The sequence below is a fragment of the Caulobacter sp. KR2-114 genome, from assembly GCF_049446115.1.
GTDB lineage: Bacteria > Pseudomonadota > Alphaproteobacteria > Caulobacterales > Caulobacteraceae > Acaudatibacter.
This window is the reverse complement of record NZ_JBMSEC010000001.1, coordinates 891,778-917,060: the sequence shown is the minus strand read 5'-3', so window position 1 is coordinate 917,060 and position 25,283 is coordinate 891,778. Positions and strand designations below refer to the sequence as shown.

General features: G+C 70.5%; 23 protein-coding genes. 12 read left to right on the top strand and 11 right to left on the bottom strand.

Features of this window, described 5'->3' with window-relative positions; translation table 11 throughout:
* Positions 1-27 precede the first annotated feature (27 nt).
* Together ACO2Q3_RS04105 and ACO2Q3_RS04100 are read left to right on the top strand one after the other, a co-directional pair.
* Positions 28-438, top strand: coding sequence for a response regulator transcription factor (locus tag ACO2Q3_RS04105; protein ID WP_423305252.1), 411 nt, complete (start codon positions 28-30; stop codon positions 436-438).
* A gap of 113 nt (positions 439-551) precedes the next feature.
* Entirely contained in the window at positions 552-809 is a 258-nt protein-coding gene (locus ACO2Q3_RS04100; RefSeq protein ID WP_423305250.1) for a helix-turn-helix domain-containing protein, read from the top strand.
* A gap of 10 nt (positions 810-819) precedes the next feature.
* On the opposite strand, the gene ACO2Q3_RS04095 is transcribed toward ACO2Q3_RS04100, so the two are convergent.
* From ACO2Q3_RS04095 to ACO2Q3_RS04085, 3 genes are read right to left on the bottom strand one after another with little or no spacing between them, the layout of a single operon-like run.
* The gene (locus ACO2Q3_RS04095; RefSeq protein ID WP_423305248.1) at positions 820-1,773 is read right to left on the bottom strand and encodes an HlyD family secretion protein; all 954 of its coding nucleotides are present in this window, start codon (positions 1,771-1,773) and stop codon (positions 820-822) included.
* On the bottom strand, positions 1,773-2,525 hold the full coding sequence (locus tag ACO2Q3_RS04090) for an ABC transporter ATP-binding protein (protein ID WP_423305246.1): 753 nt from the start codon (positions 2,523-2,525) through the stop codon (positions 1,773-1,775). The genes ACO2Q3_RS04095 and ACO2Q3_RS04090 overlap by 1 nt, the downstream gene beginning before the upstream one ends.
* Positions 2,522-3,661 carry an ABC transporter permease gene (locus tag ACO2Q3_RS04085; RefSeq protein ID WP_423305244.1) on the bottom strand — a complete coding sequence of 380 codons (1,140 nt, stop codon included), beginning with the start codon at positions 3,659-3,661 and terminating at the stop codon, positions 2,522-2,524. The genes ACO2Q3_RS04090 and ACO2Q3_RS04085 overlap by 4 nt, the downstream gene beginning before the upstream one ends.
* A gap of 152 nt (positions 3,662-3,813) precedes the next feature.
* On the opposite strand from ACO2Q3_RS04085, the gene ACO2Q3_RS04080 reads away from it, so the two are divergent.
* The 3 genes from ACO2Q3_RS04080 to ACO2Q3_RS04070 all read left to right on the top strand — a co-directional run bounded on the left by ACO2Q3_RS04080 (position 3,814) and on the right by ACO2Q3_RS04070 (position 8,175).
* Positions 3,814-5,883: a S46 family peptidase gene (locus ACO2Q3_RS04080; RefSeq protein WP_423305242.1), complete on the top strand. Its 2,070-nt coding sequence runs from the start codon at positions 3,814-3,816 to the stop codon at positions 5,881-5,883.
* A gap of 398 nt (positions 5,884-6,281) precedes the next feature.
* Positions 6,282-7,055, top strand: coding sequence for a hypothetical protein (locus ACO2Q3_RS04075; RefSeq protein ID WP_423305240.1), 774 nt, complete (start codon positions 6,282-6,284; stop codon positions 7,053-7,055).
* Positions 7,056-7,140: 85 nt separating this feature from the next.
* Positions 7,141-8,175, top strand: a complete 1,035-nt coding sequence (locus ACO2Q3_RS04070) for a DUF4424 domain-containing protein (protein ID WP_423305238.1) — start codon at positions 7,141-7,143, stop codon at positions 8,173-8,175.
* Between the two features lie 229 nt (positions 8,176-8,404).
* On the opposite strand, the gene ACO2Q3_RS04065 is transcribed toward ACO2Q3_RS04070, so the two are convergent.
* Complete coding sequence (locus ACO2Q3_RS04065; protein WP_423305236.1) at positions 8,405-9,412, bottom strand: hypothetical protein; 1,008 nt, start codon at positions 9,410-9,412, stop codon at positions 8,405-8,407.
* A gap of 145 nt (positions 9,413-9,557) precedes the next feature.
* Between ACO2Q3_RS04065 and ACO2Q3_RS04060 the strand changes: the two genes are divergently transcribed.
* From ACO2Q3_RS04060 to ACO2Q3_RS04050, 3 genes are read left to right on the top strand one after another with little or no spacing between them, the layout of a single operon-like run.
* Positions 9,558-10,841, top strand: coding sequence for a NupC/NupG family nucleoside CNT transporter (locus tag ACO2Q3_RS04060; RefSeq protein ID WP_423305234.1), 1,284 nt, complete (start codon positions 9,558-9,560; stop codon positions 10,839-10,841).
* A gap of 30 nt (positions 10,842-10,871) precedes the next feature.
* Positions 10,872-11,501 (top strand): glutathione S-transferase family protein, encoded by a 630-nt coding sequence (locus ACO2Q3_RS04055; RefSeq protein WP_423305232.1) that lies wholly within the window; start codon positions 10,872-10,874, stop codon positions 11,499-11,501.
* A complete protein-coding gene (locus ACO2Q3_RS04050; RefSeq protein WP_423305230.1) occupies positions 11,498-12,049 on the top strand; it encodes a molybdopterin-dependent oxidoreductase in 552 nt (183 codons plus the stop codon). Before ACO2Q3_RS04055 ends, ACO2Q3_RS04050 begins: the two co-directional genes overlap by 4 nt.
* Before the next feature lie 165 nt (positions 12,050-12,214).
* Here the strand turns inward: ACO2Q3_RS04050 and ACO2Q3_RS04045 are convergent, their stop codons facing one another.
* Genes ACO2Q3_RS04045 through ACO2Q3_RS04035 form a run of 3 tightly spaced genes read right to left on the bottom strand, consistent with a single transcriptional unit; the run spans position 12,215 to position 14,855 of the window.
* Complete coding sequence (locus ACO2Q3_RS04045) at positions 12,215-13,288, bottom strand: hypothetical protein (protein ID WP_423305228.1); 1,074 nt, start codon at positions 13,286-13,288, stop codon at positions 12,215-12,217.
* Positions 13,289-13,306: 18 nt separating this feature from the next.
* A complete protein-coding gene (locus ACO2Q3_RS04040) occupies positions 13,307-14,344 on the bottom strand; it encodes an MsnO8 family LLM class oxidoreductase (protein WP_423305226.1) in 1,038 nt (345 codons plus the stop codon).
* 49 nt (positions 14,345-14,393) lie between these two features.
* A complete protein-coding gene (locus ACO2Q3_RS04035; protein WP_423305224.1) occupies positions 14,394-14,855 on the bottom strand; it encodes a PaaI family thioesterase in 462 nt (153 codons plus the stop codon).
* Positions 14,856-14,938: 83 nt separating this feature from the next.
* On the opposite strand from ACO2Q3_RS04035, the gene ACO2Q3_RS04030 reads away from it, so the two are divergent.
* Both ACO2Q3_RS04030 and ACO2Q3_RS04025 read left to right on the top strand, forming a co-directional pair.
* A complete protein-coding gene (locus ACO2Q3_RS04030) occupies positions 14,939-15,781 on the top strand; it encodes a hypothetical protein (RefSeq protein WP_423305222.1) in 843 nt (280 codons plus the stop codon).
* A 107-nt stretch (positions 15,782-15,888) separates the two neighbouring features.
* Positions 15,889-17,037, top strand: coding sequence for an acyl-CoA dehydrogenase family protein (locus ACO2Q3_RS04025; protein ID WP_423305220.1), 1,149 nt, complete (start codon positions 15,889-15,891; stop codon positions 17,035-17,037).
* 220 nt (positions 17,038-17,257) lie between these two features.
* Here the strand turns inward: ACO2Q3_RS04025 and ACO2Q3_RS04020 are convergent, their stop codons facing one another.
* Positions 17,258-17,437 carry a hypothetical protein gene (locus ACO2Q3_RS04020; protein WP_423305218.1) on the bottom strand — a complete coding sequence of 60 codons (180 nt, stop codon included), beginning with the start codon at positions 17,435-17,437 and terminating at the stop codon, positions 17,258-17,260.
* Between the two features lie 102 nt (positions 17,438-17,539).
* Here ACO2Q3_RS04020 and ACO2Q3_RS04015 point away from each other — a divergent pair, with 102 nt between their 5' ends.
* Positions 17,540-18,472: a LysR substrate-binding domain-containing protein gene (locus tag ACO2Q3_RS04015; protein WP_423305216.1), complete on the top strand. Its 933-nt coding sequence runs from the start codon at positions 17,540-17,542 to the stop codon at positions 18,470-18,472.
* Between the two features lie 271 nt (positions 18,473-18,743).
* Here ACO2Q3_RS04015 and ACO2Q3_RS04010 read toward each other — a convergent pair whose 3' ends face one another.
* Entirely contained in the window at positions 18,744-19,358 is a 615-nt protein-coding gene (locus ACO2Q3_RS04010; protein WP_423305214.1) for a response regulator, read from the bottom strand.
* Complete coding sequence (locus tag ACO2Q3_RS04005) at positions 19,355-20,689, bottom strand: histidine kinase (protein WP_423305212.1); 1,335 nt, start codon at positions 20,687-20,689, stop codon at positions 19,355-19,357. Before ACO2Q3_RS04005 ends, ACO2Q3_RS04010 begins: the two co-directional genes overlap by 4 nt.
* 179 nt (positions 20,690-20,868) lie before the next feature.
* On the opposite strand from ACO2Q3_RS04005, the gene ACO2Q3_RS04000 reads away from it, so the two are divergent.
* Positions 20,869-22,986 carry a TonB-dependent receptor gene (locus tag ACO2Q3_RS04000; RefSeq protein ID WP_423305210.1) on the top strand — a complete coding sequence of 706 codons (2,118 nt, stop codon included), beginning with the start codon at positions 20,869-20,871 and terminating at the stop codon, positions 22,984-22,986.
* 294 nt (positions 22,987-23,280) lie between these two features.
* Here ACO2Q3_RS04000 and ACO2Q3_RS03995 read toward each other — a convergent pair whose 3' ends face one another.
* Positions 23,281-25,104 carry a transglycosylase domain-containing protein gene (locus ACO2Q3_RS03995; protein WP_423305208.1) on the bottom strand — a complete coding sequence of 608 codons (1,824 nt, stop codon included), beginning with the start codon at positions 25,102-25,104 and terminating at the stop codon, positions 23,281-23,283.
* Between the last annotated feature and the right edge of the window lie 179 nt (positions 25,105-25,283).

Here is a 25,283-nt window from a genome sequence, read left to right as displayed (position 1 = left end):
GTCCCTTTTCCGCCAGGAACCGGATCCATGCCCGCGGCACGCTCCCCCTGCGTCGCCATCGTCGACGACGATGCGTCCTTCCGGGACGCCCTCGGCGGCCTGCTGGCGGCCATGGGGATGGAGGTGCTGGCCTTCCCCTCGGCCGAGGCCTTCATGGCTGCCGGTCCGCACGAGGCGGTCTTCTGCCTGCTGCTGGACATGCAGATGCCGGGCATGGACGGGCTGGCGCTGCTGGCGGCCCTGCAGACCCAGCCCTGGCGCATGCCGGTGGTGTTCATCACCTCGCGCCTGGACCCGGCCTTCCGCGAGCGGGCGATGGCGGCTGGCGCGCTGGAATGCCTGGCCAAGCCGTTCCAGCCCGCCGACCTCCTCCGTCTGCTATCCGCCGCCAGGGCCATTCGGGGCGGCGGAGAACCTGAGGCCTATACCAAGGTATAGCTTCGCTATCCGCACTTGGCATCCGCCGCTACCAGCGCCCAATGGATGGCGGGGCGCCCGGACGCCTAGGCTGCAGGACGTTTCTTCAGCCCTCCCGAAAGGCCGAGTTTCCAGTGTCAGACATCGACGCCCTCCTGCAGACCCTGTCCACGCGGCAGCACGAGGTCGCCCTTTGCATCCTCGCAGGCGACAGCAACGCCGAGATCGCCGCCTACCTCAACCTGCATCGCACGACGGTGGAACGGCACGTGGCGGCCGTGCTCCGGATCCTGGGCGCGCGTTGCCGGTCGGACCTGAGCCGGCTGGGCGCGGCGAACGACAATGACCCGCCCGCCCGGCGGCGGCCCGTCGCCGTGCTCGCCGGCTTCTGAGATCCGGTCGTCAGCCGGCCGGCCTTGCGCCAGGCTTCAGGAATTTCACCAGCACCCGCTGGCCGATCAGGAAGGGCGAACCGTCGGCGCTGACCACCACCTCGACCACCCGGTCGTCGCTGCGTTCTGACGGATCGTCGGACTGCAGCTTGCGGGCGCCGAACACAGCCGCCCGGCGCAGCACCGTTCCCTTGAACACGTGCGTGGGGTCGGATTCCGACAGGATCTCGACACTCTGGCCGATGGTCACGAACGGCACCGCCGCATCCGTCAGCTCGGCGCGCACGATGCGCCGCGTGGCCGGCTCCAGGTCGAACATGGTGGAGACGTTCAGGGTCGAGGCGCCGAGGCCGGGGTTGGCGTAGCGGCGGGCGATGCGGCCGTCCGCCGGGGCGCGGACGATGGTCAGCTCCTCGCTGTAGCGGGCCTGCGACAGCCGGGCCTGGGCTGCGGCCACCGCAGCGTGCTGGGCCTGCAGCTGCGCCTGCGCGGCGGCGATGGCGTCGCGGGCCTGGTCCAGTTGCTGGCCGGCGATCCAGTTGCCGGCGGCCAGGCGCGCCAGGCGGTCGTACTCACGCTTGGCCGTGCGCACCTGCACCTCGGTGGCGGCGATCTGCGCCTGGGCGGACTGGACGTCGGCCGCCGCGGTCTGCGCGGCGAGGCGCGGCACGTCGTCTTCCTGGCGCGCCAGGATCTGGCCCTTGGCGACCTTGTCGCCCTCCTGCACATAGACCTCGCGCACGACGCCCTGGGTGCGGGCCGCCACCTGGATCACCCCGCCCTCGACGTCGGCCTTGCCGGCGGCGATGGCGGCATAGGGGCTGTCCACCGGCTTTGCGGCGGCGACGGACACCGCCTGCTGATGCGCCCTGGCCTGGCGCAGCATGGCAAAGCCGGCCGCCCCGGCGAGCAGGATCGCGACCAGCACGATCCAGAAGGCGCGGCGTCTGAGGAAGGCGGGCATCAGTCGGCTCCGATGGGGGGCTGGTCGGCGGCGATGCTGGGCTCGCGGCGCTGGTCGTCCAGGATGCGGCCATCCTCGATGTGGATGACCCGGTCGGCGTAGGCTTCCAGCCGCGGGTCGTGGGTCACGCAGATCACCGCGGCCCCGTGCTGCTTGGCCGCCCGCCGCAGCAGGCGGATGACGATCTGGCCGTTCTCGCCGTCGAGGGCCGAGGTCGGCTCGTCGGCGAACAGCAGCTTCGGCTGCTTGGCCAGGGCGCGGGCGATGGCGATCCGCTGCTTCTCGCCGCCGGACAGTTCGGCCGGGCGCTGGTGCATGCGCCCCGCCAGGCCCACCTCCGTCAGCGCGTCCACCGCCATCCGGCGCGCCACCGCGGGGGCGTGGCCCTGGTATTTCAGCACCGTGGTCACCTGCTGCAGGGCGGTCAGGGCGCTGAACAGGTTGAAGCCCTGGAAGATGAAGCCGCAGTGATCCAGACGGAACTTGTCCAGCCGACCTGACGGCAGGTCCCAGAGGCTCTCGCCCAGCGCCTGCACCTCGCCCTGGTCGGGCTTGAGCAGGCCCGACAGCGCCGCCACCAGGGTCGACTTGCCCGAGCCGGAGGGACCCATGACCATGGTCACGTCGCCGTGCCGGGCGTCGAAATCCACCGCCTTCAGCACCTCGATGTGGGTGCGGCCGGTCTTGAAGCGCTTGACCAGGCCCTTGGCGACGAGGGCGGTGGGCGGGGGTTTGAGGACGGCGGCGTTCATCGCAGCAGATCCGCCGGCTGGCTGCGCTTCAGCACCCCCAGGCTGATCAGGCCCGACAGGGCGGCGACGACAATCAGCATGATGCTGACCCCGATCACCATCGGCGGGCGGAACACCATGGGGAGGCCGATAGACGCGGCCAGCAGGCTTATCAGGGAGGTCAGGATCGCGGTGGCGACGATGCCGGCGATGCCAACCCATAGCGACAGCTCCACGACGATCAGCCTGAGCGAACCCATCGACACGCCCAGCGCGCGCAGGGAAGCGAACTCCTTGATGTTGGCCAGGATCGCGCCGCGCAGCGTCATCGAGGTGATGGCGATGCCGATCCCGCCGCCCATGACCACCGCGAACGCCAGGATCAGGCCGATGATCTGTTCCTTCAGCAGCGCGCCCTCGTTCGCCTTGGCCAGTTCGTCGCGCGTCCAGGCCCGGTAGGCGCCGTGCGCCACGGCGTTGAGTTGGTCGCGCACGAGCTCAGCGCGGGCGGGGTTGCGGATGCGCACCATCAGCGGGCCGGACCGGGGCCCGGAATCGCCCATGCCCAGCCGCCGCAGGGTGTCGCGGCTCATCACCACGTCAACGTTGTTGACGTTGGCGTAGCCGGTCAGCACGCCGCGCAGATAGACTGTGTGTCCGTTCAGCGAAGCCTTGTCGCCGACCTTGACGCCCAGGCGCGAAAGGGCGGTCTTATCGACCACCACGGCGCCCGGCTCGGTCAGCGCCAGGCGGATGGACTCTGGATAGTCCACCGGCAGGGTCACCGCGCCCGGCCGGGTGTCGACTACGCGGATGGCGACGAAGCTGGACACTTGCTTCTGGCCCGGCTTGGGGATGTTGACCCATTGGCCGCCATTGCCTTCCAGCACGCCGACCTCGACCACCTCCGGGTTCATGTAGATCAGCGGCTTGATGCGCACCGGCAGGCCGTTCGAGGAATTGACCAGGCTCTCGGATTTGGGGGCCAAGATCATGATCTCGGCGCGGGCGCGCTCGATGTTGGCCGTCGCTGCCTTGATGATGCCGGCGAACAGGCCGACGAACGCCAGCACCAGCAGGCCGGCGCAGGCCAGGGCGATCACCGCCGCCAGGTAGCGTCGCCATTCGTAGATGAGCGTCGCCAGGGCCAGCGACATGAGCCACCCCCGTTTGCGACCCCAGGCTGCGGGATATCCGCGCCCTCGCGCCGCACCCAGTTAAATCGCGGTAAGGCGGGCTTGGCCTTGGCCGATCGATGGCGCACAATCGATCTTCAGAGGAAACACCCGAAGGTCCGTCAACGGCCAAGATGTTCAAGTTCGCTTTGGCGGCCGTCGCCGCCCTGCTGGCGCTGCCGTTCGCATCTTCCGCACGCGCCGACGAAGGCATGTGGACCTTCGACGACTTCCCCGCGGTGCAGGTGGAACAATCCCTGGGCGTGCGCCTGGACCGCCCCTGGCTGGACCACGTCCGCGCCGCCTCGGTGCGCCTGACCAGCGGCTGTTCGGCGGCCGTGGTGTCGGCCGACGGCCTGGCGCTCAGCAACCAGCATTGCATCATGGAGTGCGCCCACGACCTGTCGCCGCCCGGCGCGGACTATGTGCGCGACGGGTTCCTGACCGAGGCGCGCACCGACGAGCGCAAGTGTCCCGGCGTGCAGGCCGAGGTGCTGATCGGCATCACCGACGTCACCGCCCAGGTGTTCGCCGCCTCGACGGGCAAGTTCGGCGAGGACTATGTGGTGGCGCGTGAGGGGGCGATGTCCGGCGCCGAGCGGGCGGCCTGCGGCGGCGATCCGCACCTGCGCTGCCAGGTGATCAGCTTCTTCCGCGGCGGCCAGTTCAAGGTCTACAAGTACCACAAGTACGCCGACGTGCGGCTGGTGTTCGCGCCGGAGTTCTCGGCCGCCTTCTTCGGCGGCGACCCGGACAACTTCAACTTCCCGCGCTTCGCCTTCGACTGCGCCTTCCTGCGGCTGTACGAGGACGGCAAGCCGGCCACGACGCCCGACTACCTGACCTGGGCCTCGGGCGCGCCGCAGGCGGGTGAGCCGGTGTTCGTCTCCGGCAATCCGGGCGCCAGCGAGCGCCAGTTCACCGTGGCCCAGCTGGAGAGCCTTCGCGACGTCAACCTGCCGATCACCGAGTTGCAGCGCTCCGAGCTGCGCGGCCGGCTGATCCAGTTCTCCGAACAGAGCGCGGAGAACCGCCGCATCACCACCGACCAGCTGTTCGGCCAGGAGAACGCCTTCAAGGTGTTCTACGGTCGCCAGCTGGCGCTGCTCGACCCCGAGTTCATGGCCCAGCGCCGCAAGGAGGAGGCCGATCTGCGCGCCCGTCTGGCGGCCGATCCCAAGCTGTCGGCCGAGGTCGGCGACCCCTGGGCCGAGATCGAGCGGCTGCAGCACGCCTACGCCGAACAATACATCGTCTGGCGCCAGCTCGAGGGCGCGGCCGGCGGCGGCTCGGAGCTCTACCGCTACGCCCGCACCCTGGTGCGCGGGGCGCTGGAACGCGCCAAGCCGACCACCCAGCGCCTGCCCGAGTTCGCCGACTCGCGGCTGCCGCTGGTCGAGAAGACCCTGTTCGACAAGGCCGCCGTCGAGCCGGGGCTCGAGGTGCTGTACCTGGAGTTCTGGCTCTCCAAGACCCGCGAGTACCTGGGCGCCGACAGTCCGGCGACGGTGATGGTGCTGGGCCGCGAGAGCCCCGAGGACATGGCCCGCCGGCTGGTCGACGGTTCGAAACTGGCCGATCCGGCGGTGCGCCGGGCCCTGTGGTCTGGCGGCCTGCCGGCCATCACCGCCTCCAGCGATCCGATGATCCAGTTCGTGCTGCGCACCGACCCTGTGTCGCGCGCCGCGCGCCAGCTGTGGGAGGAGGAGGTGGCCGGGCCCACGGACCGCGCCAGCGAGCGCATCGCCCGGGTGCGCTTCGCCTTCAACGGGCCGAACATCTATCCGGACGCGACCTTCTCGCTGCGCCTCAGCTACGGCAAGGTCGCCGGCTGGACCTACAAGGGCGATCAGGTGGCCCCCTTCACCACCTTCGCCGGCCTCTACGACCGCGCCACCGGGGCCGACCCCTTCCGGCTGTCGCCGCGCTGGGAGGCGGCGCGCGGCAAGCTGGACCCGGCCATCGTGTTCAACTTCGCTACCACCAACGACATCCTCGGCGGCAACTCCGGCTCGCCGGTGGTGGACGCCAAGGGCCAGATCATCGGCGACGCCTTCGACGGCAACATCCACTCCATCGCCGGCGACTTCGTCTACGACGGCGCCCTGAACCGCACGGTCGCCCTATCCACCGACGCCATCACCGAGGCGCTCAGCAAGGTCTACGGCCGCACCGCGCTGGTGAAGGAGCTGATGGGCAGATAGGGGGTGCCATCGACCCCGATATTGCCGTCACCCTCGGGCGTAAGTCCCGAGGGTCCATGCGCGCGTGAGAACGATTGGCGCGCTTCGAAGGGCGCGCCACGACGGGGCGGTTGCCGCCCTTGCGACGCTCCGCTGCCGCTCGCGAATGCGCCTCCCGTGTTCATGGATCCTCGGGACTGACGCCCGAGGATGACGGTGGGTGGGGTGAGGTGATCATTCGGAAGGTTCCCACCTCTTCACCCCCGCAACCGCCCCGCCACAATCGCGCCGCAATCCCTGACGCCGGTCCACGGCGCCAGCGCGTCTGGACCGATTTTCGCACGCCTCGAGCCTGCGCCGCCCTTGTCCCGGCGCCCGCGGTGGTCGGTGACGCCGCGGTCACTTGAGGAAAAACCACAATGACCATCTCCTCAGTCAACACATCGACCTTGCTGCAGCAGCTGCAGCAGTCGCTGTTCAACTCTTTGGACAAGAACGCGGACGGCGTTCTCTCTCAGAGTGAGTTTCAGTCGATCGGGCAGAATGTTCCCGCGTCGGCAAATAGTGCTGGGTCATCGTCGTCGACGAGTACGACCACGACCCAGGCGACGTCTCTGTCGATGGCCCCGCAGGGTTTCAGTGATGCAATCCTGCAGTCCCTGCTGTCGCTGCAGACGGATTCCAGCTCATCCCTCGGCCAGGACCCGTTCCTGAACCCGCAGGGCCAGGACGCCCTCAGCAGCTTCGATCCCGCTTCGGCGGCCTCGAATCTGGAGAGCGCCTACGGAACCGACGGCTCCATGAGCAAGAGCCAGTTCGAGAGCGCCTACCAAGGCCTGCAGAGCTCGGATCAGTCCGGCTCCGTGGGCGGGCGCCACCACCACCATCACCACCACGTGGAGGCGTCCGACGGATCGTCCTCGGCCAGCGCATCGACGACCAGCTCGTCGTCGCAGGCCGATAGCGACTTCGCCGCCGCCGACAGCAATGGCGATGGTTCCCTCTCCACCGCCGAGCTCAGCAGCTATCTGTCGTCACAGCAGCAGAAGGCCGAGCAGGGGGTGGCGCAGTACCAGGCGGTCTCCGACCTGGTCGGCGGCCTCATGTCCGATCTGATCTCGGCCCTGAAGTCGCAGTCCGGCGCCTCGACCACCGCCAGTACGACCACGGCGACCGCCGCGGTCACGGCTTAGCGTCCTTCGGGCCGGGGGTTCGCCTCCGGCCCGATGTTCCTTGCCGCCAGGAACTGGCAAGGTGGCGCTTCCACGGAGGCGCCCGATGATCCGACCTGCCGCCCGCCACACGATCGCCGCCGCCGGACTGGCCCTGGCCCTGCTGTCGCCCGTCGCCCTGCGCGCCAACGATTCCAGCGCCGAGCTGAAGTCGGGCGGCCTGGTGCTGACGCGCGACCCGGCCGTGGAGATGCGGTCCGAGGACCTGTTCATCTCGGCGAAGGCGGTGCGCGTGCGCTACCGGTTCGCCAACACCTCGCCGCGGCCCGTCACCATCCTCGTCGCCTTTCCGATGCCCGACATCACCATCGAGGGCGAGGACGACAACATCTCGGTGCCGACCCAGGATCCGGTGAACTTCCTGGACTTCCACACCACCGTGGATGGCCGCGCCGTGGCGGCGCAGGTGGAGCAGAAGGTGTTCGCCCGCGGCGTCGACCGCACGGCCTATCTGCGGGCGCTGGGCGTGCCCCTCGCGCCGCATCTGCAGGCCACCAACACGGTGCTGGACGCCCTGCCGAAGGCCAAGCGCGACGAGATCATCCGCCTCGGCCTCGGCCAGATCATGGAATACGACGCCGGCAAGGGCTGGGAGCGCCACCTCTATGCGACCTGGACCCTGAAGACGACGTACTTCTGGCGCCAGACCTTCCCCGCCGGCCGCGAGATCGTCGTCGAGCACCGCTACCGACCCTCGGTGGGCGAGACCGCCGGCACGTCCTGGGGCGCGGACTATTTCCGCAAGGACCCGCAGTACGTGCGGCTGCGGGCCCACTATTGCGTCGACGACGGCTTCCTGAAGGCGATCGCCGCGACCCCGCATCGCGCCGACGTCGAGTTCGCGCCCTATACCGAGCAGCGCATCGAATACATCCTCTCGACCGGGGCCAACTGGAAGGCGCCGATCGGCGACTTCCACATGGTCATCGACAAGGGCGACGCCGATTCCCTGGTCAGCTTCTGCGGTCAGGGCGTGCGCAAGATCGGCCCCACCCAGTTCGAGGTCCGCTACAGGGACTTCACCCCGCGCCAGGAAGTGTCGGTGCTGATCCTCAAGCGGATGAACGGGGCCACACCGTAGGGGGGCTGTTCCTCTCCCCACCGTCATCCTCGGCCTTGTGCCGAGGATCCATGAACGCGGGCGAACGATTGGCGCGCTTCAAAGGGCGCGTCACGGCACAGCGGTTGCGCGTTCGTGTTCGCGGAAGCCTCCTGCGTCGCTCCGCTGCCGCTCGCGACTTCGTCTCGCGTGTTCATGGATCCTCGGGACTGTCGCCCGAGGATGACGGGGAGAGGGGGAAGGCAGGCCCTTAGGGATTGGCGATCACCAGGGGCGTCGAGCCCGCCGCGGAGAAGTGGCGGTTGAGGTCGGTGAGCACCAGCAGCGCGCCCGGCGCCGGGCGGGTGACCTTCAGGTCGCTGAGCCAGACGTAGTCGCCGATCGGGAACTGGTCCTGGCCCTTCGGGGTCAGGCGGAACAGGGTCGAACCCGTGGCGGCCCACACCGTGTCGCCGTCCGCGGCGATGCCATAGAACGGCTCGGCGGCGCCGGCCGTCTTGTGTTCCAGCACCACGGTCTCGGCGTCGCCGCACACGCGCACCACCTTGCCGCTGCTGGTCGCCTGCGTCAGGCCGTAGGCGGCCAGAACGCAGGCGGAATGCTGCGGATCGGGGGCCAGGCCGGTGACGGGCAGGGTGGTCCGCACGGTGACCGAGCCGGGGCCGGTGGCGATCCGCTCCAGCCGCCCGCCGTCGCGGCCGGCGTTCCAGCCGACGTAGATGGTCTGGCCGTCGGCGCTGGCCGCCAGGCTCATCACCGCGCCCGCCGGGTCGGCGGGGCGGGTCACCCGGGTCTCGCGCCAGCGCGAGGCGTTACGGTCCAGGGTCCACAGGTGCGTGCGCCCGACCAGCCGCGGTCCGGAGGCGGACATCGCCAGGCCCTGCGGTCCGTCGGCCGTGCCGGTCAGCAGCGGCGGCAGCTCGAACATCCGCCCCGCCTTGACCACGTAGATGCTGTAGCGGCTCTGGTCGGGCCGGGGCGCCGGAAGGTCGGCGCGGCGGCGCAGCGCCCAGACCTCGCCCTTCCACTTGGCGACGTCGATCAGGCCGTTGGGGATCTCCACCTTGCGGACGTTGGTGGCCTCCTCGATCGCCACCAGGGCGCCGAAGCTCGACACCCACACCTTGCCGCCGGCGGCGACGCCCGCCCGCACGTCCCGGCCGATCAGGCCGTCGGCGCCCGGATCGTTGGCGTGGGCCAGGGGCGGCAGCATCAGCAGGATCGCCGCAAGGCCGGCCAGGAGTCGTCGCGCTGTCATGCGCCCTCCTGGCACGAGGAAGGTGGCGAGGCTAGGGCGCCGGACCGCCTGACGGACGGGCCGCGGGTGCTTGCCCTTGCGCCGGCGCCCCGCTTGGGGATCAATCGTCGTTCGTCCCGCGATCAGGGGCGGAGTCGGGGGACGCATGTTCGAACTGCAGAATGCCCAGAGCCTGGTGGGCATCGTCTTCACCATCGGCCTTTGCTGGCTGCTGTCGGAGCGGCGCGACCGTTTCCCCTGGAAGCTGGCCATCGGCGCCATCGCCGTTCAGGCGGGCCTGGTGGCGCTGCTGTTCGGCCTGCCGGCCTCGCGCGGGGCGCTGCTGGGCATCGGCCAGGCGGTGGACGGCCTGTCGGCCAGCACCCAGGCCGGGGTGCGGTTCGTGTTCGGCTTCCTGGCCGGCGGCGATTCCCAGCCCTACACGGTGACCGACCCGGGCAGCCTGTTCGTGTTCGCCTTCCGGGTGCTGCCGGTGATCCTGGTGGTCTGCGCCACCTCGGCGCTGCTGTGGCACTGGCGCATCCTGCGCTGGATCACCCAGGCCTTCGGCATCGTCTTCGAACGCACCATGGGCTTGCGCGGGGCGCCCGCCCTGGCCACCGCCGCCACGGTGTTCATGGGCCAGGTGGAGGGCCCGATCTTCATCCGCTCGTACCTGGCCAGCCTGTCGCGCTCCGAGCTGTTCATGCTGATCGCGGTCGGTATGAGCTGCGTGTCGGGCTCGACCATGGTCGCCTACGCCACCATCCTGAAGTCGGTGCTGCCCAACGCCGCCGCCCACGTGCTGACCGCCTCGCTGATCTCGGCGCCCGCCGGGGTGCTGCTGGCGCGCATCCTGGTGCCGCGCGACGCCGAGGCGGAGAAGCCCCAGGCCCTCGATACCGGCGCGGCCAAGGCCTACGAAAGCTCGATCGACGCCCTGATCAAGGGCACCAGCGACGGCCTGCAGATCGTGCTCAACGTCGGCGCCACGCTGATCGTGTTCGTCGCCCTGATCGCCATGGTCGATGGGCTGATGGGCCTGGCCCCCAACGTCGGCGGCGCCCCGCTCAGCGTGGAGCGGATCCTGGGCGTGATCTTCGCCCCCCTAGCCTGGTCGCTGGGGATCAGCTGGAAGGAGGCGCCCGCGGCCGGCTCGCTGCTGGGGGTCAAGCTGGTGCTCACCGAGTTCACCGCCTTCATCGACCTGTCGAAGATGCCGGCCACGGTGATCTCCGACCGCACCCGGGTGATCATGACCTACGCCCTGTGCGGCTTCGCCAACATCGCCTCCGTCGGCATCAACGTCGCCGGCTATACCGTGCTGGCGCCGGAGCGGCGCAAGGAGGTCATGGGCATGGTGTGGAAGGCGATGATGGCCGGCTTCCTGGCCACTTGCATGACGGCCTCGGTCGTGGGCCTTCTGCCGTCCCAGCTGTTCGGGCGCTAGACTCGAAGGCGGGTCGAAGCGGAGACATCCATGAAGCTGTACGACGCGCGCCGCGCGCCCAACCCCCGCCGCGTGCGCTGGTTCATGGCCGAGAAGGGCATCGACGGCGAGGACGGCCCGATCGAGATCGTGCCGGTCGACTTCTTCGCCGGCGAGCACAAGACGCCGGAATACGTCGCCCGCGCCGGCCTGCCCCAGGCGCCGGCCCTGACCATGCCGTGCGGCGCGACGATCACCGAGTCGGTGGCCATCTGCCGCTATCTCGAGAGCCTGTATCCCGAGCCGAACATGTTCGGTCGCGATGCGCGCGAGACGGCGCAGATCGAGATGTGGACCCGCCGGGCCGAGATGATGGCGGCCACGCCGCTGATGCTGGCCGTGCGCCACGGCCATCCCGCCCTGGCAGCGCTGGAGACCCAGGTGCCGGAGGTGGCCGACAACAACCGCCAGAGCGCCGAGCGGGCGATGAGCTTCTTCAACCGGCGGCTCGGCGAGAGCGAATGGCTGGCGGGCGACCGCATCACCCTGGCCGACGGGGTGCTGTTCATCGGCATGGACTTCGCGCGGATGGTGAAGTTCCAGCTCAAGCCGGAGCACGCCAACATCGCCCGCTGGCTGGAGGCGATCCGCGCCCGGCCGTCCGCTACGGCCGGCGCATGAGCGCGGTGCGCGGCCTCGTCACCGCCGGCGGCTTTGCGCTGGCCATGCTTGGCGCCGCCCTGGCCCAGCCGGCGCCCAAGGCGCCCGCCGCCGGGACGGCTGCGCCCCCGCCCGCACCCACGGCCCCGCCCGCCGAGACCGTACTCGTCGGTCCGACCGGCAAGACGCTGAAGATCACCGCCGCGACCCTGGCCGGTCTCGACCGCGAGCAGGCGGTGATGACCAACCACAGCCAGCCGCACACCTACGAGGGCGTGCGCCTGACCGAGCTGCTGCGCCTGGTCGACGCCCCCACGGCCGCGCGGGTGCACGCCGAGGCGGTGAAGGACTACCTGGTGGTCACCGGCGGCGACGGCTTCCGCGCCGTGCTGTCCCTGGCCGAGACCGACGGCAGCGTGCAGGCCCACCCGGTGATCCTCGCCGACCGCATGGACGGCGCCCCGCTCACGGCCCACGACGCGCCGTACCGCCTGGTCGTCGACGGCGACAGGAAGCCCTCGCGCAGCGTCTACGCGGTGACCCGCATCGAGGTGAAGGTGCTGCCGTAGGGGGGCTCGTCGCTCCTCCCTCTGTCATCCCCGAATTCGCACAGCGAGTATCCGGGACCGCGGCAGACGCCGGCGCTGGCCGCAATTGAACGACCAGCGCTTCCGGCGGTCCCGGATAAGCCGCTGCGCGCCTTTCCGGGATGACAGACGGGGATGGGCGAGGCTCTACCCCACCCCCATCCAGTCCAGCAGCTCGACGTTGATCTCGCGCGGGTAGGTGTGGCTGAGGTCGGCGATCTCGCGGTAGCACACCGCCGCCCCCGCCTGGTCCAGGGCGATGTGGGCGTCACGGGCCATGTCGACGGGGAACATCCAGTCGCGCGCGCCGTGGGTGATGAAGATCGGCAGGCCGCGCAGGCGCTCCGGATCGGCCATTTCCGCCAGGAACGGATGGAAGGCTGCCGAGGTCGGGGCCAGGTGGGTGAAGCGCGAGTCCGGCTCCAGTCCGCTGACGTAGGTGAAGGTGCCGCCGTCGCTCATGCCGCCGAGCAGTACGCGGGACGCATCGATCCGCCAGCGCGCCTGCACCTGGTCCAGGATCGCCGCCAGGTTCGGGCTGTCGATATCCGGCCCGCTCAGCGCCCAGGTGTCGCCGATGGCCGTCGGGGAGACGACGATCACGCCGCGGCTGCGCGCCTCGCGCAGCCAGGTCCACAGAAAGCTGCGGCCGTTGCCGCTGCCGCCGTGCAGGGCGAAGACCACCGGCCAGTCGCGGTCGTCGCTGTAGTACTCCGGGACATAGAGGGAGAATCCGCCGCGGTCGCCCGGCTCGCCGCCGCCGTGCAGCACGCCCACATCCTCGCGCGGCGGCGCCTGCACCAGCTTCAGCAGCAGGTCGGCGTCAGCGCGGGCCCCTGGCTCCAGGAAGAAGCGGCTGAGCGGCGGCAGGCCGGCGGCCAGAGGATAGAGCGCCTCCATCGCCCGCGGCAGGCTGCGCAGGGCGCGAAAGGCGCCGCGCAGGCCGTCCGGGTCGTCCGGTCCGGTGCGCAGGGCCTCGAAGGCCGCCACCGTCTCGTCCAGGGCCAGCTCCAGGCGGCCGCGCACGCCGCCCAGCCGTTCGGGCCAGGCCGCCAGCCGGGCGCGCAGGGCGGGCAACGCCGCCTCGGGCGCACCGACCGCGGCCATCACCTCGGGCAGTCGGGGCGGGTCGAGGTGGCGCGAGACGAAGATCAGGCTCTCCAGCGACTGCAGCAGGGGCGGCAGCAAGGCGACAAGGTCGTCCAGCCCGGCGTCGTCCACATCCCCTCCCAAGTCCGCTCAGACGGCGGCGGCCAGTTGCGGCAGCCGCGCTGCGCCGGGCGTGTCGCCGGCGATCAACTCCAGCGACCTTAGACGGTCGGACAGGGTCGGGCCTACCGACATGACGAACAGTTCGTCGGCCCCCGCCTGCGCCGCCTTTTCCGCGAGCATCCCGCGCACCGCCGCCCCTTCGCCGGTCAGGCTGCGCGCGATCACCGCCTCCAGGCGCGGATCGCCCTTGAATTCGTCGAGGAAGGCCTGGGCGCCCTCGATCGAGGTGAATCGCCGCCGCTCGCCCGTGAGCATGGAAAAGCTCGCCGCCCTTCGCGGGGCGTCCAGCCTCACCGCCTCTGCCTCGGTGTCGGCGGCAAAGGCGATCAGGCCGACGCCCGCGAAAGGCTCGGCGGCGAAGGGCGACGGCTCGAACGCTTCGCGATAGGCGCGGATCGCCGGCCCGCCGTCGGTGCGGGCGATGAACTCCGAGAACACCATGCCTACCCCGGCCCGCCCGGCGAAGATCGCGCTCTCCACCGACGAGGTCAGCATGAACAGCGCCGGGTGGCCGGGCCCGGTGGGGCTGGCGCGTACGCCCGCGGCCGGATGGTGCGGTGGGAACGGCTCCTTGCCGGCGGAATCCAGCAGCCAGGCGTTCAGCAGGGCGAAATATTGCGGGAACACCTCGGAGCTCTGCGCCCGCAGCGCTGCGCCGGTGCGCGCATCGGCGCCCAGGGCCCGGCCGACGCCAAGGTCGATGCGCCCGGGGGCCAGGGCCTCCAGCGCCATGAAGGTCTCGGCCACCTTCAGCGGCGAATAGTTGGGCAGCATCACCCCGCCTGAGCCCAGCCGGATGTGGCTGGTGCGCTGGCTGGCCGCGGCGATCAGCACCTCAGGCGTGGCGCTGGAGAGGGTGGCGATCGAGTGGTGCTCGGCGAACCAGATGCGGTGATAGCCCAGCCGCTCGGCGGCCACGGCCACCTCCAGGCTGTCGCGCACCCCCTGCGCCTGGGTCCCCTCGCCGGACAGGGGCGACAGATCGAGCACGGACAGCCTGGTCATGGGCGCAATATGGGCCGCGCCACGCGCGCCGTAACCCCCAAGGCGCCGCCTATTCCACCGGCTTGCGGCGGATCTTCTTGATGATGGCCGAGAAGGTCAGCAGCGTGCGCTCGCCGGTGGTGATCTGGCCGCGCACGAACACCAGCGAGCCGCCGTTGCGCACCACCTCGCCGCGGGCCTCGACGATCTCGCCCTCGCGGGCGCTGTCGATGAACTCGCAGTTCATCGAGGCGGTCACCGAGCCGGATCCGGCGATGGCGTCGCCGCCGATGGCGAAGATGGCGTAGTCGGCGAAGGTCATCAGGCAGCCGCCGTGCATGAAGCCGCCGCCGTTCATGTGCTTGCGCTCGGCGCGGAAGGCGCAGACGTTCTCGCCGCTCTCCAGGGTGCGGGCGTAGAACGGCCCCGAGTGCAGCTCGAACGGGTCGCCGCTGAAGATCCGCCAGCCGGCCCACTCGCCGTCCTGGATCACCTCGCGCGACCAGGCAAATTCCTCGACCGTGCCGTCCATGCTTTCAACCTTGGGTTCAAGTCGCCTACTGTCCGGCCGCTCATAAGCACGAGGGGGCATGTGTGGGAAAGTGGCGAGGCGTATTGGCCGCGGTCGTAGCGGTCACTGCCATGTGGCACACGGCGCCGGTCTGGGCGGCCGATCTGCTGGGCAAGGTCGGCTTCCGCGACGCCTACGTCGCGGCCGTTCGCGAGCGCGATCCCGAGGTCACGGTGGTCGCCAAGGACGAGGCCGAACTCGAGATTGGCCTGCATGGCAAGACGATCACCGCCTTCCTCGACAACGCCTATCACGCCTATCAGCAGAACCCCGAGGACCTCGACCGGATCGTCCGCCGATACGCGACGATGGCTGTGGAGGCCGTGCAGGCCAGTGAGCCTGCCTACACCTCTGCGCAATTGGTTCTGCTGGTCAGGCCGAACGGCTACGGCCAGCAAGTGCTGGCGCGCGCCCCTCCGGGGTCGGATCCCAACGCTGTGCCCTTCGCCAGACCGGTGGCGCCGGGGCTGTCGCTGTATGTCGCAGTCGACGAGCCGCAGAGCTTCATGATCCCACCGATAACCGAGCTGCGCGCTAAGCTGCACGCCACGGACGCGGAGATCTGGGCCTCGGCGCTGGCCAACACCCGCGCGCGCTTGCCGAAGGCGCTGTCGCCGACCCAGGGGATGGTGGTGGTGACCGGCCTGCAGATCTCTCCCAGCCTCATGGCCTTCGACGCCTTCTGGGATTCGCCCGACATGCAGAGGGGCGGGCCACCGCTGGTCTCGCCCTTTGCTAGAGACAGCCTGGTGGTGATGCACGGCGACGGCGCGGAGCTGATCGATGGATTGCACCGCGCGGCGCTCGACGCCGCGGGCCTGCCGGACGCCCTCACCGATGCGATCTATGTGCGCCGCGGCGGGCGTTGGCTGCAGGTCGCGCCCTGACCGGCGCGGCGTTTGCCCCGCTCACGTTTGGCCACTAGTGTCGCGCTCCCCGCGGCAGCCAAACTCGGCCGCCGCGCCCGACGCCAACCTATGAGACTGACGACCCTATGGCCCTGGACCTCGAAACCCGCGACCAGCTGATCGACACCGTCCGCCGCTTCGTCACCGAACGGTTGCGCCCGCTGGAGGCGCAGGTGGCCGAGGACGACGCCATCCCGGACGACATCATCGCCGAGATGAAGGCGCTGGGCCTGTACGGCCTGTCGATCCCCGAGGAATACGGCGGCCTGGACCTGTCGATGGAGGACGAGTGCCTGGTGGGCGTCGAGCTCGGTCGCACCAGCCCGGCGTTCCGCTCGGCCTTCGGCACCAACGTCGGCATCGGCAGCCAGGGGCTGGTGATGTTCGGCACCCCCGAGCAGAAAGCCAAATGGCTGCCCGGCATCGCCTCCGGCGAGCTGGTGACCTCCTTCGCCCTGACCGAGCCGGAAGCCGGCTCAGACAGCGCCGCGGTGCAGACCCGGGCGGTGCGCGATGGCGACCACTACGTGCTGAACGGCTCCAAGCGCTACATCACCAACGCCAACAAGGCGGCGCTGTTCACGGTGATGACCCGCACCAACCCGGACATCAAGGGGGCCGGCGGCGTCTCCGCCTTCGTGGTGCCGCGCGACCTGCCGGGGCTCTCGATCGGCAAGCCCGAGAAGAAGATGGGCCAGCAGGGCGCGCACATCTGCGACGTGATCTTCGACAATGTCCGCGTGCCCGCCGAGAACCGCCTGGGCGCCGAGGGCGAGGGCTTCAAGGTGGCCATGCAGGTGCTGGACCGCGGACGCCTGCACATCTCCTCGGTGTGCGTCGGCGTGGCCGAGCGGCTGATCGCCGACTGCGTCGCCTACGCGTCCGAGCGCAAACAGTTCGGCCAGACCCTGTCCAACTTCCAGCTGGTGCAGGGCATGATCGCCGACTGCAAGACCGAGGCGATGGCCGCCAAGGCCCTGACCCTGGAGACCGCCCGCAAGCGCGACGCCGGCGAGAGCGTCACCCTGGAGGCGGCTGCGGCCAAGTACTTCGCCTCGGAGATGGTCGGCCGAGTGGCCGACAAGGCGGTGCAGATCTTCGGCGGCGCCGGCTACATCGCCGACTACGGCATCGAGCGCCTGTACCGCGACGTGCGCATCTTCCGCATCTACGAGGGCACCAGCCAGATCCAGCAGGTGGTCATTGCCCGCGAGACGCTGAAGCGGGGCGGCTAGGGCTGCGGGGTCTCCCCCTCCTTTGCCGTCATCCTCGGGCGTAAGTCCCGAGGATCCATGATCGCGTGAAGGGCCGTCGCGAGCGGCAGCGGAGCGTTGCTGGAGCGGCAGCCGACCCGTCGTGGCGCGCCCTTCGAAGCGCGCCATTCTTTCTCACGTGTGCCTGGACCCTCGGGACTTGCGCCCGAGGGTGACGGGCGGTGGGGGAGAGGCTCCCCCGTCAGTGGGGGCCCGCCAGGTTGTGAAGGTCGTCGAGCGGGGCGGCTTCCGGGCGAGACCGGCTGAGCTGATCGGCGATGCGCGCATCGACCCGGCGGTGGCTCACGGCGCGCATCATCTCCTGCACCGTCAGCACCCAGCCGAAGGCCTTTTCCTTATGGGTCTTGTTGAGCTCTTCCATCATGCTCGTCCTTTGAAATATCGCGCCCTTGTCGAGGGATAGATCGCAAGAACGGGGCTCGGTGACAAACCGGTCCTCCTGCTGTATGCATAAGTCAGCCTTATGTCAGACCCGCTTGCCACCCTGCCGCTCAGCGCCGTGCGCGTGTTCGAGGCCGCCGCGCGGCTGAAGAGCTTCACGCGGGCCGCCGAAGCGCTGAACATCACCCAGGCCGCCGTCAGCTGGCAGGTGAAGGCGCTGGAGCAGCGCCTGGGCCAGCCGCTGTTCCGGCGCCTGGCGCGCGAGGTCGCCCTGACGCCGGCGGGCGAGCGGTTGTCGCGCGCCGCGACCGAGGCGGTCGGCCTGCTGCAGGCCGCGATCTCCGACCTCACCGAGACGGAAGAGGGGGTGCTGGCGATCACCACCCTGCAGTCGCTGGCCACCTCCTGGCTGGCGCCGCGGCTGGGCGCCTTCCAGCTGGCGCACCCGAAGATCGCGGTGCGTCTCGATACCTCAGCGCGGATGGTCGACCTGGCGCGCGAGGGGGTCGACGTGGCGATCCGCTCTGGCCACGGCGAATGGCCCGGGGTCGAGAGCTGCTACCTGATGCCGTCGCTGGTCACCCCGCTCACGGCGCCCGCGCTGGTGGCCGAGCTGGGCGGACTGCCCGAGCCGAAGGCGCTGCTGACCGCGCCGCTGATCGGGCTGGAGGCCGACTGGGCGGACTGGTTCGCCGCCGCCGGGGTGGCCGGCGGCCCGCTGAGGGCCGGGCCGCGCTTCGCCGCCGACCTGCAGACCGTGGAGGTGGCCACCGCCATGGCCGGGCAGGGGATCGCCCTGGCCTCGCCGATCTATTTCGCCGCCGAGCTTGCCGCCGGCCGCCTGGCGCAGCCGTTCGACACCGTGATCCCGGCCGCGCGGGGGATCTGGCTGACCTGGCCGGCGGAGCGCCGCCGCTCGCCGAAGATCGCCGCCTTCCGCAACTGGCTGACCGCCCTGGTCGCCGCCGACCCGGCCATCGCCCGCTATCGCGACCTCGCCCCACCGCCGCCGTGAGCGGGAACGTCAGGGTTCGGCGGCTGATCCGGTCGGCCGGCTTCGAACAGCCCGCGATCATCGCCGCCCCGACCAGGGGGCCCACTGACAATCACGTCCGGTCCTCGAGGTTGGGGTTGAACCCCATATCTGCTCACCCCGGCGAAGGCCGGGACCGAGGCAAGACTCGCCGCTGGCAGGACGTTTGCTCGGCCAGGCTGGACCCGGATCCAGTAGGCTGAAGCTACTTCCTGGGTGCCGGCCTTCGCCGGGATGAGCGGATGTTGGGGGCTCAGCTCACCCCGGTCTCGATGGCCAGGCGCACGAGGTCGGCCGTGCGGGACACGCCCAGCTTGGACTTGATCAGGCTGCAGGCGTTGGCGACGGTCTTGTAGCCCACGCCTACCGCGGCGGCGATCTCGGCCAGGCTGGCGCCGGTGGCCAGCAGGCGCATGATCTCCAGCTCCCGCGGGGTCAGGTTGTCGAACGACTGCGCCGCCTCGGCCCCCTGCACCGCCAGGGCCTGGGCGATCTCCGCCTCGACGTAGCGGCCGCCGGCCGCCACCCGCCGCACGGCGATCAGCAGCTCGTCCGGCGAGACGTTCTTGGTCACATAGCCGGCGGCCCCGGCCTCCAGCGCGCGCTTGGCGTAGAGCGGCTCGGCGTGCATCGACAGCACCAGCACCCGGCGGGCCTCCAGCTGGATCAGCCGCCGCAGCAGCTCCAGACCGCCGAGGCCCGGCAGGTTCAGGTCCAGGATCACCAGGTCGGGTCGCCGCGCGCGGACCACGGCCAGGGCCTCGCGCCCGTCGGCGGCCTCCAGCACCTCGCCGAAGTCGAGCGTGGCCAGCAGGCGCTTGAGGCCGTCGCGCACGATCGCGTGGTCGTCGACCAGCAGGATGCTCATGCGCCGGCCTCCGCCAGCGCCGGCAGCCGCGCCAGCACTGTCCAGCCCTGGCCCGCGGCGCCGCGCTCGATGGTCAGCCGCCCGTGCGCCGCCGCGACCCGTTCGCGCATGCCCAGCAGGCCAAAGCCCCCCTCGCGTTCGCCGCCGCCGGCCGCGGCGCCCGCGCCGTCGTCCGAGACCCGGGCGATCACCTCGCCCGCGCCGTCCAGGCTGACCGCGATCTCGACGCGCCTGGGTCGCCCGTGGCGCACCGCATTGTTCAAGCCCTCCTGCACCACGCGATAGACCGCCTCGCGCGCGGTCTCGCCCATGGCGTCCTCGTCGGCGGCCATCGACACCTCGAAGGCGATCTCCGGGTGGCGGGCGCGCCAGAACACCACCAGGTCGTCGATCGCCGCGCCCAGGCCCAACTCCACCAGCTGGGCGGGCCGCAGCCGCGCCAGCAGGTCGCGCACCAGGCGCTGCATGTGCCCGACCGAGGCCTGGATCGCCTTCACCTGGGCCGCGGCCTCGTCGGCCTTGCCGGCGGCCACCAGCTGGGAGACCAGGCTGGCGTCCATGTTCACCGCGAACAGGTGCGGACCGATCTCGTCGTGCAGGTCGCGGGCGATGTCGGCGCGCTCCTCGTCCTGCAGGGTCAGCAGCTGACGTTCGAGGGCGCTGTTGCGGGCGTGCACGGCGGCCAGGCGCTCGGCCATCTCGTTGACGCCCTGGCTGAGCCTGGCCAGCTCCTGCGGCCCGTCCGCAGCCACCCGGGCGCGGTAGTCGCCCGAGCCGATCCGCTGCAGCGCCGCCGAGACGTCCGCCAACGGGCGCAGCGCCCGGCCGACGGTCAGCCACACCAGGGCCGAGCCCAGCAGGAAGGCGCCGCCCAGCACCAGCATCAGGTCCAGGAACTGGGCCCAGGCCGCGCCGACGTCGTTGGCCGGGACGGCGCTCAGCACCACCGCCTCGCCGCCGCCCCCGGGCACGGGCAGGGTGGCGGGGGGCAGGTCCGTGCCCACCAGCTCGGCGAACCACGCCGGCGCCGGATCGGCGGGCTGCATGGCGGACACCGCCATCGCCCCGCCGCCGGGACCCACCAGGGTGGCGCGGACGTGGCGATTGCCGTCGAAGGCGGCGATCAGCTGGGCCAGGTCGCGCGGCGCGTGGTCGGAGCGCGGCAGGTCCTCGAAGGCGCCGGCCACGGTCTGGCGCCCGCCGGTCATGGCGGCCGACAGCTCCTCGCGCAGCGCCTGCTGGGTGCGCCAGGCCGCCAGCCCGGCCCCGGCCACGGCGCTGAGCAGCAGCACCAGGGCGATGGCGGAGACGATGCGGGCGCGTAACGACATGCCCCGAGCGTAGCCCTGCAAGGGCCGTCGGCGCCACGCCTGCGCGCAAATCGGGAAAAATTCCCGACCAGAACGGGAAGCCGCACCCTGGGCCGTGTCCGCGCCGCGCCCTATCCCAGCGGCATCACAACTGGTGCTGGAGTGGGCTCGTGGCGCGACGCTGGACGAGACAGGTTTCGTTGTTCGCCTTGCTGGCGGCCCTGGCCGGGTCAGCGCTCGGCCATGCCGCCGAGGCGGCGCCCGACAAGGCCGACGCGGCCAACACCGACGTTTCCGAACTGGTGGTCACCGCCCAGAAGCTTGACGCCGCGCGCGCCACCATCGAGCCGGCGCTGGGCGCGTCCAGCTTCACCATCAGCTCCAAGTTCGTCGACAACCTGCCCGGCGGCCAGAATACGGGCCTCAACCAGGTGATCCTGCAGGCGCCCGGCGTCACCCAGGACAGCTTCGGCCAGCTGCACATCCGCGGCGACCACGCCAACATCCAGTACCGGCTGAACAATGTGATCCTGCCCGAGGGGCTGTCGGTGTTCGGCCAGACGCTCAGCCCGCGGCTGGCGGGATCGACCGAGCTGATCACCGGCGCCTTGCCGGCGCAGTACGGCCTGCGCACCGCCGGCATCGTCAACATCACCACCAAGAGCGGCCTCTACCACAACGGCGGCGACGTCAGCGTCTACGGTGGCAGCCACGGCGAGTTCGAGCCCAGCTTCGACTACGGCGGCTCGTCCGGGGCCAACAATTTCTTCGTCTCCGGCAGCTACACGCGCAGCGACCTCGGCATCGAGAGCCCCGACGGCAGCGGCGCGCCGCTGCACGACCGCACCGACCAGATCCAGCTGTTCGGCTATCTGGACCACATCATCGACGACACCAGCCGCATCTCGCTGATCGCCGGCACGTCCAACCAGCGCTTCCAGATTCCGGACGTGCGCGGCCTGAACGCCGATGATCCGGGCGGCCTCGGGCTCACTGTCAACGGCCAGACCAGCTTCGCCAGCGAGGCTCTGCGCCAGAGCCAGCGCGAAACCACCGACTACGCCATCGCCAGCTATCTGCGCACCACCGACAGGCTGACCCTGCAGCTGTCGGGCTTCACGCGCTATTCCACCCTGACCTATCGGCCCGACCCGCTGGGCGAGCTGCTGTTCAACGGCATCTCGCAGTATGCGGCCAAGCGCGACTTTGCCGCCGGCCTGCAGACCGAGGCGGTGTACAAGCTGAACGACGCGCACACGATCCGCGGCGGGGTGATCATCGAGGGCGACCGCTCGATCAGCCGCACCACCGCCCAGGTGCTGCCCACCGACGCCTTCGGCGTCCAGACCAGCGACGTTCCCGAGACCATCGTCGACAACGGCGCGCGCACGGCGTGGACGTACAGCGCCTTCCTGCAGGACGAGTGGAAGCTGGCCGACAGCCTGACCCTCAACTACGGCCTGCGATTCGACGAGGTCGACGCCCTGCGCAACGAGCGCCAGCTGAGCCCGCGGGTGAACCTGGTGTGGAAGCCCACCGACGCCACGACCGTCCACGCCGGCTACGCCCGCTACTTCACCCCGCCGTCGTTCGAGCTGATCGCGGCGCCCACGGTGGCGAAGTTCGTCGGCACCACCGCGCAGTCGCCGAACCTGACCGACACCACCCCCTATTCCGAGCGCGACAACTACTATGACGTGGGCGTGCAGCAGCGGTTCGGCGAGCTGACCGTCGGGATCGACGGCTACCTGCGCTACGCGAAGAACCTGATCGACGAGGGCCAGTTCGGCGCGCCGATCATCCTCACCCCGTTCAACTATCGCGACGGGCGCATCCGCGGCATCGAGGTCTCGGCCACCTACTCGCACGGACCGTTCTCGGCCTACGGCAACCTGGCCCTGTCCAAGGCGCAGGGGCGCGACATCGTCTCCAGCCAGTTCAACTTCTACCCGGCGGACCTGGCCTATATCCAGAGCCATTACATCTATCTGGACCACAACCAGTCGATCACCGCCTCAGGCGGCGCATCCTACAGCATCGGCGCGCTGAAGCTGTCGGGCGACCTGATCATCGGCAGCGGCCTGCGCAAGGACGGCGCCGTCCCCAACGGCGACCATGTGCCGGCCTACGCCCAGCTCAACCTGTCGGCCACCTACCACCTGGCGATGAACGGCGTGGGGCCGCTGGACCTGCGCTTCGACATCATCAACGTCAACGACGACAAGTACGAGATCCGCGACGGCACCGGCGTCGGCGTCGGCGCCCCGCAATGGGGCCCGCGCCGCGGCTTCTTCGGCGGCATCAGCAAGAGTTTCTGATTTGGCTGGAGAGCGCCGCTGGGGTGGGGCGGTTCTCATTTTGAACCACGAACCACACGAACCACACGAACCACACGAACAAGTTCACCCCCAACCAGCTCATCCCGGCGAAGGCCGGGACCCAGGCAAGACTCGCCTCCGGCAGGGTGGTTGCTGCGCCAGGCCAGGCTCAGGTCCAGTGGGCTGAGGCTTTTGCCTGGGCCCCGGCCTTCGCCGGGGTGAGCAGGTGTTGGGGTGAACCCGTTCGTGTGGTTCGTGTGGGTTCGTGGTTCAAAAATCGGAACCCCCAACCCCTCACGTCTTCGGTGGCAACAGATCGTTCAGCCCCGGGATTGGCGGCTGGGTCTCGGTCGGCGCGGGCGCCGCCGGCGCCGGGGGCGGCGGGCCGGGGGGGATCGCGGTCGCGGCGACGTGCCGGACCGCGTAGCCCATGTAGCTGCGCCAGGCCTCGGCCGGGGCGCTGCCGCCGGTGATCCCGCGCATCGCGGTGTTGTCGTCGCGGCCCATCCACACCACCGTGGCGAAGCCGCCGGTGAAGCCGCAGAACCAGGCGTCCTTGAAGTCCGAGGTGGTGCCGGTCTTGCCGGCCACGTCGTAGCCGGGGATCGCCGCCTTGGTCCCGGTGCCGACGGCCACCACCTGGCGCAGCATCTGGTTCAGCTCCGACAGCGGCGGATTGGCGATCGCCGGGGTCGGCGGGGTTGGGCGGTTCTGGAAGATCACCGCGCCGCCGGCCACGCGGATGCGTTCCAGGCCATAGGCTGCGACCCGGTTGCCGCCGTTGGAGAACGCTGTATAGGCCTGCGCCATCTCCAGCGGGGTGACCAGGGTGGTGCCCAGCGCCATGGCCGGGTCGGTGTTGATCTGCGAGACGATCCCCACCCGGTGGGCGTCGGCGGCGACCTTGTCGCGGCCCACGTCGTCGGCCAGCTTCGCCGCCACCGTGTTGACCGAGTGGGCGAGGGCGGTCTGCAGGGTGATCGAGCCCATGAATTCCGGCTCAAAGTTGTGCGGCGACCAGCCGTTGATCGTCACCGGCTCGTCGACCACCGGCGTGTCCGGCGTGCGGCCGCTCTCCATCGCCGCCAGATAGACGAACGGCTTCCAGGACGACCCGGCCTGGCGATGGGCGTCCACCGCGCGGTCGAACTGGCTCTTGGCGTAGTCGACCCCGCCCACCAGCACGCGGATGCGGCCCACGGCGTCCACTGACACCGCCGCGGCCTGCTCCACGCCCTGACCCTTGTGGCGGGTGACGCTGGCGCTGACCGCCTGGGCGGCGGCGGCTTCCAGCTGCGAGTCCAGCGTGGTCTCGACTACAAGGTCCTGATGCAGCGGGCCGGTCAGCAGCTTGCGGGTCTGGCCGTCCACCCAGTCGACGAAGTACTGCGTCGGCGCATCCGGGGCGTCCTTCCAGACCTTGGGCGTCTGGGCCAACGCCTTGGCGCGCTGGGCGGCGGTGATCGCCCCGGTCTCGACCATGGCGTCCAGCACCAGCCGGGTGCGCGCGGCGTTGGCTGCCGGCTGGTCGGCGGGATCATAGGCCACCGGCGACTTCATCACCGCCGCCAGCGAGGCGGCCTCGCGGATGGTCAGCTTCGCCGCGGGCTTGTTGTAATAGCGCCGGGCGGCCGCCTCGATGCCGTAGGCGCCGGAGCCGAAATAGACCCTGGAGAGATACATCCCCAGGATCTGCTGCTTGGAGAAGGCGCGCTCCAGCTCGACGGCGTAGACCGCCTCGGTCGCCTTGCGCTCGACGGTGCGCTCGTTGCTGAGGAACAGGTTGCGCGCCAGTTGCTGGGTGATGGTCGAGGCGCCCTGGGCCGCGCGGCCCTTGGACAGGTCGCTGACGATGGCCCGGGCGATGCCCATCGGATCGACCCCGGCGTGCTCGTAGAACCGCCGGTCCTCGATCGCCACGAACGCCGCCGGCACATAGGCCGGCAGCTTGGCCAGGTCCGCCGGCGGCGCGTAGCGGCCGCCCCGAACGCCGATCACCGCACCGGCGCGGTCGACGTAGGTGATCTGAGGGTCGCGCCGGATGGGTGGCAGGCTGGGCAGGCTCGGCAGGTCGGGCAGCGACGCGCCGAGGGACAGGGCGACGGCGAGGGCGATCAAGCGCTAGCGCTCCTTGAGTGCGGGCGGCGGAAAGGGGGGAGGGCGCCGCCGCACGCCTTATCCTCCCGGGGCGCCCGCCGCGGAAACTGAAATCGCCGTAATCTGTGTGAACCGGCCGGCGCGGCCCCTCACCCTCCCAAGCCCGGCGCCGTCGCGCCGGCCTCGGGCCCCTCTCTCTC